At 59.3% G+C, this 13,824-nt stretch carries 13 protein-coding genes and 1 other RNA gene; 9 read left to right on the top strand and 5 right to left on the bottom strand.

Annotation, left to right across the window (positions count from 1 at the left end):
* Positions 1-3 precede the first annotated feature (3 nt).
* From WC392_03265 to trpC, 5 genes are all read left to right on the top strand, one after another.
* Positions 4-834 carry a Tim44-like domain-containing protein gene (locus tag WC392_03265; protein MFA5241377.1) on the top strand — a complete coding sequence of 277 codons (831 nt, stop codon included), beginning with the start codon at positions 4-6 and terminating at the stop codon, positions 832-834.
* A 54-nt stretch (positions 835-888) separates the two neighbouring features.
* Positions 889-2,025: a glycosyltransferase family 4 protein gene (locus WC392_03260; protein ID MFA5241376.1), complete on the top strand. Its 1,137-nt coding sequence runs from the start codon at positions 889-891 to the stop codon at positions 2,023-2,025.
* 149 nt (positions 2,026-2,174) lie between these two features.
* Positions 2,175-2,747, top strand: coding sequence for an aminodeoxychorismate/anthranilate synthase component II (locus WC392_03255; protein ID MFA5241375.1), 573 nt, complete (start codon positions 2,175-2,177; stop codon positions 2,745-2,747).
* The gene (gene trpD / locus WC392_03250) at positions 2,744-3,775 is read left to right on the top strand and encodes an anthranilate phosphoribosyltransferase (GenBank protein ID MFA5241374.1); all 1,032 of its coding nucleotides are present in this window, start codon (positions 2,744-2,746) and stop codon (positions 3,773-3,775) included. Before WC392_03255 ends, trpD begins: the two co-directional genes overlap by 4 nt.
* Before the next feature lie 3 nt (positions 3,776-3,778).
* A complete protein-coding gene (gene trpC / locus WC392_03245; protein MFA5241373.1) occupies positions 3,779-4,567 on the top strand; it encodes an indole-3-glycerol phosphate synthase TrpC in 789 nt (262 codons plus the stop codon).
* On the opposite strand, the gene mtgA is transcribed toward trpC, so the two are convergent.
* Together mtgA and aroE are read right to left on the bottom strand one after the other, a co-directional pair.
* A complete protein-coding gene (gene mtgA / locus WC392_03240) occupies positions 4,564-5,262 on the bottom strand; it encodes a monofunctional biosynthetic peptidoglycan transglycosylase (protein MFA5241372.1) in 699 nt (232 codons plus the stop codon). The two genes, trpC and mtgA, sit on opposite strands and share 4 nt — an antisense overlap.
* Positions 5,259-6,071 carry a shikimate dehydrogenase gene (aroE, locus tag WC392_03235; protein MFA5241371.1) on the bottom strand — a complete coding sequence of 271 codons (813 nt, stop codon included), beginning with the start codon at positions 6,069-6,071 and terminating at the stop codon, positions 5,259-5,261. The genes mtgA and aroE overlap by 4 nt, the downstream gene beginning before the upstream one ends.
* Positions 6,072-6,231: 160 nt before the next feature.
* On the opposite strand from aroE, the gene WC392_03230 reads away from it, so the two are divergent.
* The 3 genes from WC392_03230 (at position 6,232) to glnA (ending at position 10,138) form a co-directional block, all read left to right on the top strand.
* Positions 6,232-7,380: a PhnD/SsuA/transferrin family substrate-binding protein gene (locus WC392_03230; protein ID MFA5241370.1), complete on the top strand. Its 1,149-nt coding sequence runs from the start codon at positions 6,232-6,234 to the stop codon at positions 7,378-7,380.
* Between the two features lie 26 nt (positions 7,381-7,406).
* Positions 7,407-8,561, top strand: a complete 1,155-nt coding sequence (locus WC392_03225; protein MFA5241369.1) for a cation diffusion facilitator family transporter — start codon at positions 7,407-7,409, stop codon at positions 8,559-8,561.
* 167 nt (positions 8,562-8,728) lie between these two features.
* Positions 8,729-10,138 carry a glutamate--ammonia ligase gene (gene glnA / locus WC392_03220; protein ID MFA5241368.1) on the top strand — a complete coding sequence of 470 codons (1,410 nt, stop codon included), beginning with the start codon at positions 8,729-8,731 and terminating at the stop codon, positions 10,136-10,138.
* A gap of 53 nt (positions 10,139-10,191) precedes the next feature.
* On the opposite strand, the gene rnpB is transcribed toward glnA, so the two are convergent.
* Positions 10,192-10,643, bottom strand: an RNA gene (gene rnpB / locus WC392_03215) — RNase P RNA component class A.
* A 67-nt stretch (positions 10,644-10,710) separates the two neighbouring features.
* Here rnpB and WC392_03210 point away from each other — a divergent pair.
* Positions 10,711-11,739 (top strand): Sfum_1244 family protein, encoded by a 1,029-nt coding sequence (locus WC392_03210; GenBank protein ID MFA5241367.1) that lies wholly within the window; start codon positions 10,711-10,713, stop codon positions 11,737-11,739.
* A 3-nt stretch (positions 11,740-11,742) separates the two neighbouring features.
* Here the strand turns inward: WC392_03210 and pyrC are convergent, their stop codons facing one another.
* Both pyrC and rsmI read right to left on the bottom strand, forming a co-directional pair.
* Positions 11,743-12,786, bottom strand: coding sequence for a dihydroorotase (pyrC, locus tag WC392_03205; GenBank protein ID MFA5241366.1), 1,044 nt, complete (start codon positions 12,784-12,786; stop codon positions 11,743-11,745).
* Positions 12,787-12,970: 184 nt separating this feature from the next.
* Positions 12,971-13,810, bottom strand: coding sequence for a 16S rRNA (cytidine(1402)-2'-O)-methyltransferase (rsmI, locus tag WC392_03200; GenBank protein ID MFA5241365.1), 840 nt, complete (start codon positions 13,808-13,810; stop codon positions 12,971-12,973).
* Positions 13,811-13,824 lie beyond the last annotated feature (14 nt).

The raw sequence follows: 13,824 nt of genomic DNA, 5'->3' as shown, positions 1-13,824 counted from the left end.
ACGATGAAAAAATTTCTTACCCTGTTCCTGGTAGCGATTTTCAGCCTCGGCCTGCTCACCGGCGAAGCCAGCGCCAAACGGCTTGGCGGTAGCAAGAGTTTCGGCAAGCAGCGCGAAAGCGTTTCCCAGCAGACCACGCCCAAGGCACCGGCTGCCGCGCCTGCCACCGCCCCAACCGGCGGCAACAAATGGCTCGGCCCGCTGGCCGGCCTGGCCGCTGGCGGCCTGCTGGCCTCGCTGTTCATGGGCGGCGCCTTTGACGGCATCAAGATGATGGACATTCTGATGATGCTGGCCATCGCCGCCGCCGTGTTCTTCATTTTCCGCACCCTGCGCCGCAGCAGCGCGCCGCAGCCCATCCCGGCGACAGCAGGTGGCGCGCAGTACAGCAGCCACAACGAACGCCAGGCTATACAATCTCTGGCCGGTGGCAGCGCGCCCGCAGCCGCCAGCACCCGCCCGGCATGGTTCGAGGACGAGCCCTTCCTGCGCCAGGCCAAGGCCAACTTCCTGCGCCTGCAGGACGCCAACGACAAGGGCGACATCAACGACATCCGCGAATTCACCACGCCGGAAATTTTTGCCGAAATCAGCCTGCAGATCCAGGAACGCGGCACCAAGCCGCAGCACACCGAAGTCGTGACACTCAACGCCGAGATGGCCGACGTCGTCACCGAAGGCGATCAAGTCATCGCCAGCGTGCGCTTCTCCGGCCTGATCCGCGAGGAAGAAGACGCCAGCGCCGAAGCCTTCAACGAAATCTGGCACATCCAGAAATCCACCAGCCAGTCCAACGGCAGCTGGTTCATTGCGGGCATTCAGCAGGTCAACTAAACGCGACAGGGCTGGGCAAGCGCAACGCCTCAGCTCTGTTCCAAACCCTCCCGTATGAAAATCGCCCTGATCCGCCAGCGCTATACCCCGTTTGGCGGCGCCGAGCGCTTTGTCGCCAATGCCGTGCAGGCCCTGCGCGCAGAAGGCGCCTCCCTCACCGTGGTCACGCGCCAATGGGAAAGCGGCGGCGAGGGCGAATCCCTGATCTGCAACCCGCCCTACCTCGGCAGCCTGTGGCGCGACTGGAGCTTCGCGCGCTGCGTTTGCGACACCCTGCAAAAACACGCTTTCGATCTGGTGCAATCACATGAACGCATTGCCTGCTGCGACGTTTATCGCGCGGGAGATGGCGTGCATCGTGAATGGCTGCAGCAGCGCCGGCGTGTGCTGGGCCCGCTCGGCAAACTGGGGGTTGCCGTGAACCCTTATCATCGCTACACCCTCGCGGCAGAAAAGAAATTATTCCGGAGTCCAGCGCTCAAGGCGGTAATCTGTAATTCCCTCATGGTAAAAGAGGAAATCCACCGCCATTTCGGCTTGGCGGAGGAAAAAATTCATGTGATTTATAGCGGCGTGGATCTGGAGGCTTTCCACCCTGGGCTGAAAGTGCAGCATCGGCGCAATGTCCGCACTCAATACAACATCCCGGAAGAGGCGGTTCTATTTCTCTTTGTCGGCTCCGGTTTCGAGCGCAAGGGTTTGCACACGCTGCTCCAGGCCATGGCGCAGCTTCCCGCCGCCAGCCACCTGATGGTCGTCGGCAAGGATAAACATTTGCAGCGCTACCGGAGTCAGGCAAAAAGCCTCGGCCTCGCGGGCAGGGTGCACTTTGCACTCGGACAGACAGACCCCAAGCCCTTTTACGGCGCATCCGACGCGTTCGCCTTGCCCACCTTGTACGACCCTTTTCCCAATACGGCCCTGGAAGCATTCGCCTGTGGCCTGCCTGTCATCACCAGCACCAAGAGCGGCGCGTCAGAATTGGTCCGGGAGGGGGAAAATGGGTTCGTCTGCGATGCCCTGGACCAGAAGGGCCTGGCATCTGCCTTGATCCGGCTCTCGGATCAGGCGTTCCGGCTACGGGCCGCTGCGGCAGCGCGAGAAACCGTCGCCCGCCTCACGCAGGAAAACATGGCCCAGCAGCTGCTGGGTTTGTACCGCAACCTGTTGATCCGGCATGTTGAAGTTTGATCCAGGCCCTGCATGCAAATGTATCAATCCAGAAGGGCATGTCTCATTATCGAACTTGAGTGCTTTCAGCGTGCGGGCGATAATGCGGTTTTTCCCGGTGCCGGGTAGTTGCCGGCATCGCATAGAAGAATCAACAGGATAGGTACAATATGCTTCTGATGCTGGACAACTACGATTCTTTCACCTACAACCTGGTGCAGTATTTCGGCGAGCTGGGCGAGGACGTGCGGGTGTACCGCAACGATGAAATTACCGTGGAACAGGTGGCAGCGCTCAAGCCCAACCATATCGTGATTTCTCCCGGCCCCTGTTCGCCCACCGAGGCGGGCATTTCTGTTCCGCTGATCCGGGAATTCGCCGGCAAGGTGCCACTGCTGGGCGTGTGTCTCGGGCACCAGAGCATCGGCCAGGCATTCGGCGGCAAGATCATTCATGCCAAACAGCTCATGCATGGCAAGACTTCGCTGATCCACCACAAGGACGTGGGCGTGTTCCAAGGCCTGCCCAACCCCTTCACCGCCACGCGCTACCACTCGCTGGTGATCGAGCGCGAAACCATTCCGGACTGCCTGGAAATCACCGCCTGGACCGACGACGGCGAGATCATGGGGGTGCGCCACAAGACCTTGCAGGTGGAAGGCGTGCAGTTCCATCCCGAATCCATCCTGACCGAGCATGGCCACCAGCTGCTGGCCAACTTCCTCAAGGAGAAGCGCGCATGATCACGCCAAAGGAGGCGCTCGTCCGGCTGATCGAGCAGCGCGAGATTTTCCACGACGAAATGCTGTCCCTGATGCGCCAGATCATGAGCGGGGAAGTAACCCAGGCGCAGATCGCCGCCATCCTGATGGGCCTGCGGGTGAAGAAGGAAACCGTCGGGGAGATTTCCGCCGCCGCGCAGGTGATGCGCGAGTTCGCCACCAAGGTGCCGGTTACAAACACCGATCATCTGGTCGATACCTGCGGCACCGGCGGCGATGCGGCGCACACCTTCAACATCTCCACCACTGCCGCCTTCGTTGCTGCCGCGGCCGGGGCGCGCGTGGCCAAGCACGGCGGGCGCTCGGTGTCCTCCACCTGCGGCTCGGCCGACGTGCTGGAAGCGCTGGGCGTCAACCTCAACCTCACCCCGGAACAGGCCGGCCAATGCATCGACGAAATCGGTATCGGCTTCATGTTCGCGCCCAACTTCCACGGCGCCATGAAGTACGCCGCGCCGGTGCGGCGCGAACTTGGGGTGCGGACGATTTTCAACGTGCTGGGCCCGCTCACCAACCCGGCCGGAGCAAGCAACCAGGTCATGGGCGTATTCCATCCCGATCTGGTCGGCATCCAGGCCCGCGTGCTGCAGCGCCTCGGCAGCCGCCACGTTATGGTGGTGCATGGCAGCGATGGCCTGGATGAAATCACCCTCTCGGGAGAAACTCTGATTGGCGAGCTGAAGGACGGAGAAATCAGCGAATACACCCTGAACCCGCGCGAGTTCGGCTTCGAAACCTGCGACCTGGCATCCCTGAAAGTGTGGGATGCTGCTCAGGCCAAAGACATGCTGCTCGGCGTGCTCGACAACCTGCCCGGCCCGGCGCGCGACATCGTGCTGCTCAATGCCGGTGCAGCCATCTATGTCGCGGGTTGCGCGGAAACCCTGGCAGAAGGTATCGAGGAGGCCCGTAAAGCGATCGAAAGTGGCGCGGCGCGCAACAAGCTGCATCAGCTGGTGGAAATCTCCAACCGCTTCAAGGGAGCCTGATCCATGTCCGATATCCTGAATAAAATCATTGAAGTAAAACAGGCTGAAGTGGCCCGCGCGGTGGAAAAGAAGCCATATTCCACCATCCGTGCCGAAGCCGAGGCGATGCCGCCGGCGCGCGACTTTGTCGCTGCGATGCGCGGCAAGATTGCGGCGGGAAAGTCCGCCGTGATTGCCGAGATCAAGAAAGCCAGCCCATCCAGGGGCATCATCCGGGAAGCGTTCGATCCGGCGGAAATCGCCCGCAGCTATGAAAAACACGGCGCAGCGTGCCTGTCAGTGCTGACTGACTCGCAGTTCTTCAAGGGAAGCAAGAACGACCTGATCGAAGCGCGCAACGCCTGCACATTGCCGGTGCTGCGCAAGGACTTCATGATCGACCCCTACCAGATCTGCCGCGCCCGCACCATTGGCGCCGACTGCATCCTGCTCATCGTGGCGGCGCTGGATCTGCCGCGCATGCAGGAGCTGGAAGCGGTGGCGCATGAACTCGGCATGGCGGTGCTGGTGGAATCCCACGATGCGACGGAACTGGAGCTGGCGCTGCAACTCAAGACCCCGCTGATCGGCATCAACAACCGCAACCTGCGCACTTTCGAGACCCGGCTGGAAACCACGCTGGAGTTGCTGCCGCGCATCCCGCAGGAGCGCATCGTGATCACCGAAAGCGGCATTCTCATGCCGGAAGACGTGCAGCGCATGCGCCAGAACAGCGTCAACGCCTTCCTGGTCGGCGAGGCCTTCATGCGTGCCGAGGATCCGGGAGTGGAGCTGGCGCGGCTGTTTGCTTAGGGCACTTCCGCCGCCGGCATGCGCGCCATGATAATCGCGGTTTTACGCATCAACCCGCGGGCACTGCGGTGCTTGTCGTAATAACGCGGATTGGGCACCATGGCCGCGAGTTTGGCGGCCTGCTCCGGGCCAAGGTTGGCGGCGCTGGTCTTGTAGTAGTAGCGCGCGGCGGCTTCCGCGCCGAACACGCCGTTGCCCCACTCGATCACGTTGAGATAGATCTCGAAAATCCGCCGCTTCGGCATCATCTGCTCCAGCATCAGCGTGATCAGCGCTTCCTCGCCCTTGCGCCAGAACGCCTTGCGGGAGGAAAGAAACAGATTCTTCGCCAGTTGCTGGCTGATGGTGGAGCCACCGGCGACGATCCTGCCTTTTTTCATATTCTTTTCGTAGGCTTTCTGGATGCCTTCCCAGTCAAAGCCTTCGTGATCGACGAATTTGGCATCCTCGGAGGCGATCAGGGCGCGCTTGAGGTGGGGGGAGATGCGGTTGTAGGGCACCCATTTATGGCGCAGCTCGGCGTCCGGGTTTTTTTCCTGCATTTGCGCCAGACGGGTGTCCATGAAGGCGCTGGTGGAGGGGTTGTGGTCCACCCACCACCAGATATGCGCGAAAATCCACGCCTGGTACAGCACCACGACCGCAAGCAGAATCAGTACGCCGCGCCACAGCCAGCGCCACAGTGCTTTCATCATGACTTGAGCAGCGCCATTACGGGCCGGGTTTCCGGCCGCACGCCGCGCCACAGGAAGAACGATTCCGCCGCCTGCTCAACCAGCATGCCGAGCCCATCCGCGAGTTGGGCTGCTCCGTTGTTTTGCGCGAATTGCAGGAAGGGGGTCAGGCCCTTGCCGTACATCATGTCGTAAGCCAGGCTGCCGGGTGAAAAAACACCCGCCGGGAGGGGGGGGAGTTCATCCGACAGACTGCTGGAAGTGGCGTTGATGATGAGGTCGAAATGGCAGCCCGCCAGGCTATTGTATTCGCCGCTGGAGATGTCGCCGTGGTCCAGGAACAACTGCGCCAGTTCGTGCGCTTTGGCGGGGGTGCGATTGGCAATGGCAAGCAGTGCCGGGTTCTCTTTCAGCAGCGGCAGAATCACACCGCGCGCTGCGCCGCCGGCGCCCATGAGGAGGATGCGCCTGCCCTGGATCTTGAAGCCCAGGTTGCAGGTGATGTCCCGTACCAGCCCTGCGCCATCGGTGTTGTCGCCCACAATTTCGCCGTCCTCGAATTTGAGCGTGTTGACTGCCTGCGCCAGTTGGGCGCGTTCCGTCAGGCGGGTGGCCAGCTCCCAGGCTTCCTGCTTGAAAGGGACCGTTACGTTGAGTCCTTTTCCGCCTTCCGCCCGGAATGCGTTTACCGTGGCGGCAAAGCCATCACGCGGGGCGAGCAGGGCGGCGTAGCTCAGATCCTGCCCGGTTTGCAGTGCGAATTCAGCGTGAATCAAGGGAGATTTGCTGTGGGCAATGGGATTTCCCACCACTGCATAATGGTCGGTCATGATGTTCTCTGGATTCGATTTTCTGGGTGCGAATTCTACCCCAGGCTTTAGTTTTCGCATTAAGCCTTTATCAAGTAAGCTATATACTACAAAAAATAGTGTTTCAAAAAAGGGGGCTTCAATGTTACGGGCAATATCTTTTTTCTTGTTTTTGGCGGCAATGATGAGTGGCGTTTCGGCTTGGTCGGCGGAAGGCTTGAAGCTGGCTGCGGTGCCATCGGATAGCGAGCGTTTCTCGGATATCGAGGTTTTGAATAAATACCAGGCCCTGGCCAAGTATTTGAGTTCGCAATTAAACGTGCCGGTTGATTTCGTTCCAGTGGCAAATCCGTTTGCCGCGGCCAAACGCGCCAGCCGGGGCGATTACGACATGATCATCGCACCTGCCCATACCATTGCCAGCGTGTTGAAAGCCGGGTTCAACCCGCTATGCAAGGAAGGCGGCGCGGTGGAAACCACTTTTGTCGCAGGCCAGAATTCGAAGTGGGGCGGCATCAAGGATGCGGGCGGAGCGAAACTGGGTCTGCCTCCTTTCGAATCGCTTCAGGCCAGCCTGGCGCGAGGGGAATTGAATTCCAAAGCGGTGGAGACGAAGAAGCATTTCAAGGAGGCGCGTTATTTCCGCAGTCAGGAAGCTCAGCTTTTCGCTCTTGAAATCAACAGCATGGACCTTGTCGCCGTGGACTCTGCCTTGGCGGAGAAATGGCTGAAATCGCATCCGGGCAAAATCATTCAGCGCACTGCCGAAGCGCCAAAAATGGCTTTTGCGGTCAATACCAAGCGGATTAACCCGGTTCAGGAGAAGGCCATCGAGAGCGCCCTGTTGAAATACGCCGAAGTTGAAACCCAGGCCCGGAAAAAAATGGCCTTCTCGCCGGCCAAGCGTGAGGAGTTTGCCTCGATCGCCTCCATGCTCAACACGACACCCAAGGAATTGGCCGGCGCCTACGTGATCGAGGCCAAGCAGGCCAGTGACCTGATTGCAAAAGGGGCGATCGTGATTGACGCGCGTAACGATGCCGAATATGTGGAGGGCCATATCAAGGGTGCTTTGCTGATTCCTTACAATGAAGTGAGCGCGAAAGAAGTCGGGTTCGATGCCGCGGAAGATAAATTCGATCTGGCCAAGCTGCCCCAGGACAAAAATGCCGCCATGCTGCTTTATTGCGACGGCACGCCTTGCTGGAAGAGCTACAAGGCCTCCGTGCTGGCAATCAGGGGCGGCTACAAGAATATTTACTGGTTCCGTGGCGGCTACCCGGAATGGAAAGCTGCCGGTTACCCGCTTGACACGGGGAAAACCAAATAGAACCGCTTGATTCCGACGGAGCCGTTGTGGAAGAACAAAGTTTAAAACCCGGCTCGCCCAGGGGCGCGGGGCACCACTACCACGAAGCGAAAAAAGTAACGTTTGTCAGTGTCGGCGTGAATGTTGTGCTGACTCTGTTGCAAATCGTAGTCGGCATCATCGGTAAATCACAGGCCCTGGTGGCGGACGGCCTGCATTCCCTGTCCGATCTGCTGTGCGATTTCCTGGTGTTGTTCGCCAACCGCCACGGCTCGAAAGATGCGGACAAGGATCATCCTTACGGCCATGCCCGCATCGAGACGGCGACCACTTTTGTGCTGGGGGTCATCCTGATGGGGACGGGTGCAGCCTTGCTGTGGGGCGCGGCACAGCGCCTGGAGGACCCGGCCGCGCTGCAGACGGTGCATGTCATGACGCTGTGGATTGCCGTGCTCACCCTGGTGGGCAAGGAGAGCTTGTTCCGCTACATGCTGCATGTGGCGCGCAAGCTGCGTTCTCGCATGCTTGAGGCGAATGCCTGGCATGCGCGCTCGGACGCGGCTTCATCGGTGATCGTGGTGGTGGGGATTGCCGGCAATCTGGCCGGCGTGACTTCACTCGACCTGCTTGCCGCGGCGCTGGTGGCCGCGATGATTTTCCGCATGGGCTGGAAGCAGGCCTACCAGGCTCTGATGGAATTGATCGATACCAGCCTGGACGAAAAGGATGTGGCGGCGATTCGGGAAACCCTGCTGGCGACCCCGGGCGTGCGCGATCTGCATGAGCTGCGCACGCGGCGCATGGGCGACCGGGCACTGGTGGACGCGCATGTGCTGGTGGATCCGAAGATCAGTGTTTCCGAAGGGCATTACGTGGCGGAAACGGCGCGCGCCCGGGTGGTCAAGACCCATGATGCGCTCGATGTGATGATTCATATCGATCCCGAGGATGACTCGGCAGTAAAGCGCAGCCTGCATTTGCCCCCGCGCGAGGTGCTGCTGGCCTATCTGGAGCAGCAGTTGGCCATGCCTCTGCCACTGTCCAGCCGTATAGCCCTCCATTATCTGGATGGGAAGGTTGAGGCTGACATTTTTCTCGTGGATGCGGCGCATGACGATTCCCTGGCCAGGGCCGTAGCCGCGCTACCAGGGGATGACCCGTATTTCGGCGAAATTCACTTGTTTTACGAGATCGCACCATAATGGTGCATACATTTGGGTGGATGCTTTATTGTGGTGCAGCAATTTTTCTGCATCTCCTCTAACTGGTTATGGCAAAATAGCTTTTTTTGCTTTAGCGCGTGGCATGTTTCATGCTAAAGCGTGGTCTCAAAGAATTTTTTACCCGTTATTTCGTTTAGGAGAAAAGTATGGCGGTTGCTGATGTTTTAAAAATGATCAAGGATAACGAAGTCAAATTCGTTGATCTGCGTTTTACCGACACGCGCGGCAAAGAGCAGCACGTTTCCATTCCTTCTCACGTGGTGGATGAGGGCTGGTTCGAAGATGGCCATGCTTTCGACGGTTCCTCCATTGCGGGCTGGAAGGGCATTCAGGCTTCCGACATGCTGCTGATGCCGGATCCGGAAACCGCCAACATGGACCCGTTTTTCGATGAGTCCACCCTGATCCTCAGCTGCGACGTGGTTGAGCCCTCCGATGGCAAAGGTTATGACCGCTGCCCACGCTCCATCGCCAAGCGCGCTGAAGCCTATCTGAAATCCTCCGGCATTGGCGACACCGCCTATTTTGGCCCGGAACCAGAATTTTTCATTTTTGATTCCGTGACCTGGCATGCCGACATGTCCGGCGCTGCAGTTTCGATCGATTCCGAAGAAGCGGCATGGTCCTCCAAAACGCGCCTCGAAGGCGGCAACATGGGCCACCGTCCTGGAGTCAAGGGTGGTTACTTCCCGGTTCCTCCTGTCGATTCATTCCAGGACATCCGTTCCGCCATGTGTCTGGCACTGGAAGAAATGGGCGTGCCGGTTGAAGTGCATCACCATGAAGTGGCAACTGCTGGCCAGTGCGAAATCGGCACCAAATTCAGTACCCTGGTGAAGCGCGCCGACTGGACCCAGATCCTGAAATACGTAGTGCACAACGTTTCCCACGCCTACGGCAAGACCGCGACCTTCATGCCCAAGCCTATCGTGGGCGACAACGGCTCCGGCATGCACGTGCACCAGTCGATCTGGAAAGACGGCAAAAACCTGTTTGCCGGCAACGGTTACGGTGGCCTGTCCGAACTCGCGCTCTATTACATCGGCGGTATCATCAAGCACGCTCGTGCGCTGAACGCAATCACCAACCCCGGCACCAACTCCTACAAGCGCCTGGTACCTGGCTTCGAAGCACCGGTGATGCTGGCCTACTCCGCCAAGAACCGTTCTGCTTCAATCCGCATCCCGCACGTTGCCAGCGACAAGGGCCGCCGCATCGAGACCCGTTTCCCGGATCCTTCCGCCAACCCGTACCTGTGCTTTTCCGCCCTGATGATGGCCGGTCTAGACGGCATCCAGAACAAGATTCACCCAGGCGATGCCATGGACAAAAATCTGTACGATCTGCCGCCGGAAGAAGAAAAACTGGTCCCGACCGTGTGCTCCTCGCTCGAGCAGGCGCTGGACTACCTGGACAACGATCGCGAGTTCCTGACCCGTGGCGGTGTGTTCTCCAATGACTGGATCGATGCTTACATCACACTGAAAATGGAAGATGTCACCCGCTTCCGCATGACCACGCATCCGGTCGAGTTCGACATGTACTACAGCCTTTAATCCGGCTGCTGAAAAAAAAAGGGCGCTTCGGCGCCCTTTTTTATTTTGGAGTGAGGTGAAGCTGGCCGATAAGCCGGGTTCTGTCGTGGACAGTCATTCCTCTAGGCGCTGAATTGCTCCAGCGCTCAAGCAGCCTACCCGGGGGCAACGCGAGCAGCGCCAGTGCCCCCCTATTTGGCCTTGCTCCGGATGGGGTTTAACCTGCCATTCCTGTTGCCAGGAACGCGGTGAGCTCTTACCTGACGGAGGCTTTCGCCTCCACCCGCCCTCCTTGCGGAGTGCGCGCCTTTTAGCGCCGGCATAACCTGCAAGCAGGTTAGCCTTTACTGAAAGGCGCTAGCGCGCCTTTTCAACCTTGCCTGATCCCTTGCGGGCCATCGGCGGTATGTTTTCTGTGCCACTTTCCATCGCCTCACGGCGTCCGGCCGTTAGCCGGCATCCTGCTCTGTGGAGCCCGGACTTTCCTCTGCATGGAAAACCATACAGCGACTGCCTAGCCAGCTTCGGGTTGGATTCTAGCATGATTCGTGATATAAATCCCGAGTAAGTTAGTCAACAATAGAGGACTTCCCATGAATCCGACTCTTTTGCGCACTACCGTCCAGCTCAACTGCCATATAAGCGACGCGCAGCATGCGCGCAATTACACCCTGTGCACCTATTTGCTGAAAATGCGTGAATTTTACCGCTGGGAGCAGGGCTACCCGTTCAAGGCTTCTCTTCCCAGGGATGAACTGGGGGACTGGATTACGAACAGGGAAATGTTGTGGGAGCAGCTGGAGGAAACCGGATTTGAGCCGCTCAACTTGGGCCAGGAAGAAATCGATCCGTTCGAAACCACGGCCATCAACCGCGAACTGACTCCGCAGGGACTGGTTTACAGCGGTGGCTATGGAGGGCATGCCGCAGCGCATTTTTTCCTGGCCGAACTGTTGCGTGAGGAAGAGCGCCATGGTCTCCATGTGCTCATCGCCGGGCGCGAGCATGCGCGCGACATGACCGCGCCCCCCGCCATGTTGCTGGACGGCACCCTGTTTATCCGGCGCGAATCCATGCGGCGCATGCTGTGGGAAAAAATCGAGGAATGGCAATGGAAGCAGAAGCCGGGCGCAATGGCGCGGGCGATGGCCTGTTACGATTTCGGCGCTGATTTTGATCTGGCGCTGGAACGGATGACCGACAACGAAGTGGAAGCGGCACTGTTGCATGAAGTCGGCGAGTGGCGTGCGGAGCAGCACCTGGGCGAAGAGTGGGGGAGTTTGCTGCTTTCCGTTTCCGGCACGTGCGGCGAACTTGTGGCGCGGGCGGTACGTGACCATCTGGCCGACAGTATTTCCACCTTGCCTGCTTTGCTGGAGCAGAATCATGAAGCCAGCCTGCATTTCTACTTCGCGAACCTCGGGGGCATGCGGCGCGCATTATTTCCCGAGCTGGGTGCAGCCTACCAGCGCTGGATCGAAGGCGATGGTTTGCAAACCCTGCGCCTCATGGCGCAGCAAGGCGCAGATCGCTGGCTGGAAACGGCCCGGCAACTGCTCGAAATACACCGGAACCGTCCAGAAAAATGTGCCGGGGAAATCGGTCGCATGTATGAGAAGTAGCGCTCAGACGAGCTTCCATCCCACGGATTCACCCGCCCGCAGCGGGGTCAGCGTTTCGTTTCCGAATGGCAGCTCTGCGGGCACTTGCCAGCTTTCCTTGCGCAGCGTGACCGTGCCGGCATTACGCGGCAAGCGGTAGAAATCCGGACCATGAAAACTGGCAAAGCCCTCCAGTTTGTCCAGCGCATTGGCCGCTTCAAAAATTTCCGCATAAAGTTCAAGTGCCGCGTGGGCAGTATAGATACCGGCGCAGCCGCAGGCGGATTCCTTGGCGTTTCTGGCATGGGGGGCGCTGTCGGTGCCGAGAAAGAATTTCGGATTGCCGCTGGTGGCAGCGCCAATCAGAGCCCAGCGGTGTTCTTCGCGCTTCAGTACCGGCAAGCAGTACATGTGCGGTCGCATGCCGCCGGCAAACATGGCGTTGCGGCTGTAGAGCAGGTGATGCGCCGTGATGGTGGCGGCCACGTTGGCGGGCGCGGCCTTGACAAACTCCACCGCCTGACGCGTGGTGATGTGCTCGAATATCACTCTCAGGCGCGGGTAGCGATCCAGCAGCGGCACCAGCACCTTGCCGATGAATACCTGTTCACGGTCAAACACGTCCACCAGGGGATGCGTGTCCTCGCCATGTACCAGCAGCGGCAGGTCATGCTCCTGCATTGCTTCCAGCGCGAGGTGGCACTTGGAGATATCGGTAACGCCGGAATCTGAATTGGTGGTCGCCCCGGCGGGGTAGAGCTTCACCCCATGCACCATGCCGCTGGCCTTGGCGCGGGCGATTTCATCCGGTGCAGTGTTGTCGGTGAGGTACAGCGTCATCAGCGGCTGAAAATCGGAACCGGCAGGCAGGGCATCGAGAATGCGCTGGCGGTAGGCCAGGGCCAGTCCGGTGGTGGTGACGGGGGGGCGCAGGTTGGGCATGATGATGGCGCGGGCAAAGTACCGGGCTGTGTCGGCCACCACGGCATGCAGGTGCTCGCCGTCACGCAGATGCAGGTGCCAGTCGTCGGGGCGGGTCAGGGTCAGGGTGTCCATGATGTGATCCATTTAAAACCTGTGCTTATCCTTGAAAAATCAGTTAACCACGGAGTTCACGGAGAGCACGGAGCAGAAATATAAAAATATCACGATATTCGATATTTCACTCCTTGGGCGAGTCAAAAAAGACCGTGAACCGCTTCTCTCTGTGTTCTCCGTGCCCTCCGTGGTTATCGGGTTAAGGTTATTGGATTCATTTTAACTGTAGCGCGAGGTCATACAGGGCATTTTTCTTCTCGCCGCTGATCTCGGCTGCCAGCTTGACCGCCTGCTTGAGCGGCAACTCTGCCAGCAGCAGTTGCAGTGTGCGCTGCGCTTCGGCGCTGATGCCTTCTTCCTCCGCGATTGCGGCTCCTGATACCAGCAGCACGAATTCGCCACGCTGGCGGTTGGGGTCGCCAGCCAGCCAGGCGGGCGCATCAGCCAGCTTGCAAGTATGGATGCTCTCGAACAGCTTGGTAAGCTCGCGCGCAAAAGTGATGTCCCGTTCGCCGCCCAATGTCTTGAGAATATCCTCGACGGTTTCCACGATGCGGTGAGGCGCCTCATAGAAGGCCAGGATATAGGGCAGTTCGATGAGCGCTTCCAGTTCCTTGCGCCGGGCGCTGGCCTTGGCGGGCAGAAAGCCATAAAAGAGAAAACGGGCATCTTCCCTGCCCGCCGCGGAGAGCGCGCAAATGGCTGCGTTCGGGCCCGGCAGCGGGATCACCGGCAGGCCGGCAGCGCGCACTGCCTGCACCAGGATCGCGCCCGGATCACTGATGCCTGGCGTTCCGGCATCGGAAACCAGCGCCACGGTTTTTCCTTCTTGCAGTGCGGCGATGATTTTCGGCGCGGCGACCCGTTCATTGTGTTCGTGCAGCGCCACCAGTTTGGCCGAAATCCCGTAATGGCCAAGCAAATGCGAGGTATTGCGCGTATCCTCGGCGGCAACGATGTCGGCGGTTTTCAGCACATCCAGGGCGCGCAGCGTGATGTCCCGCAAATTTCCAATCGGCGTGGCAACCACATATAATGTGCCTCTGTCATTTATAAGACCCTGCTCTG

Source organism: Sulfuricella sp. (genome assembly GCA_041651995.1).
Taxonomy (GTDB): Bacteria; Pseudomonadota; Gammaproteobacteria; order Burkholderiales; family Sulfuricellaceae; genus Sulfurimicrobium.
Note: the sequence above shows the minus strand (reverse complement) of the source record. Positions and strands in the feature narration are given on the sequence as shown.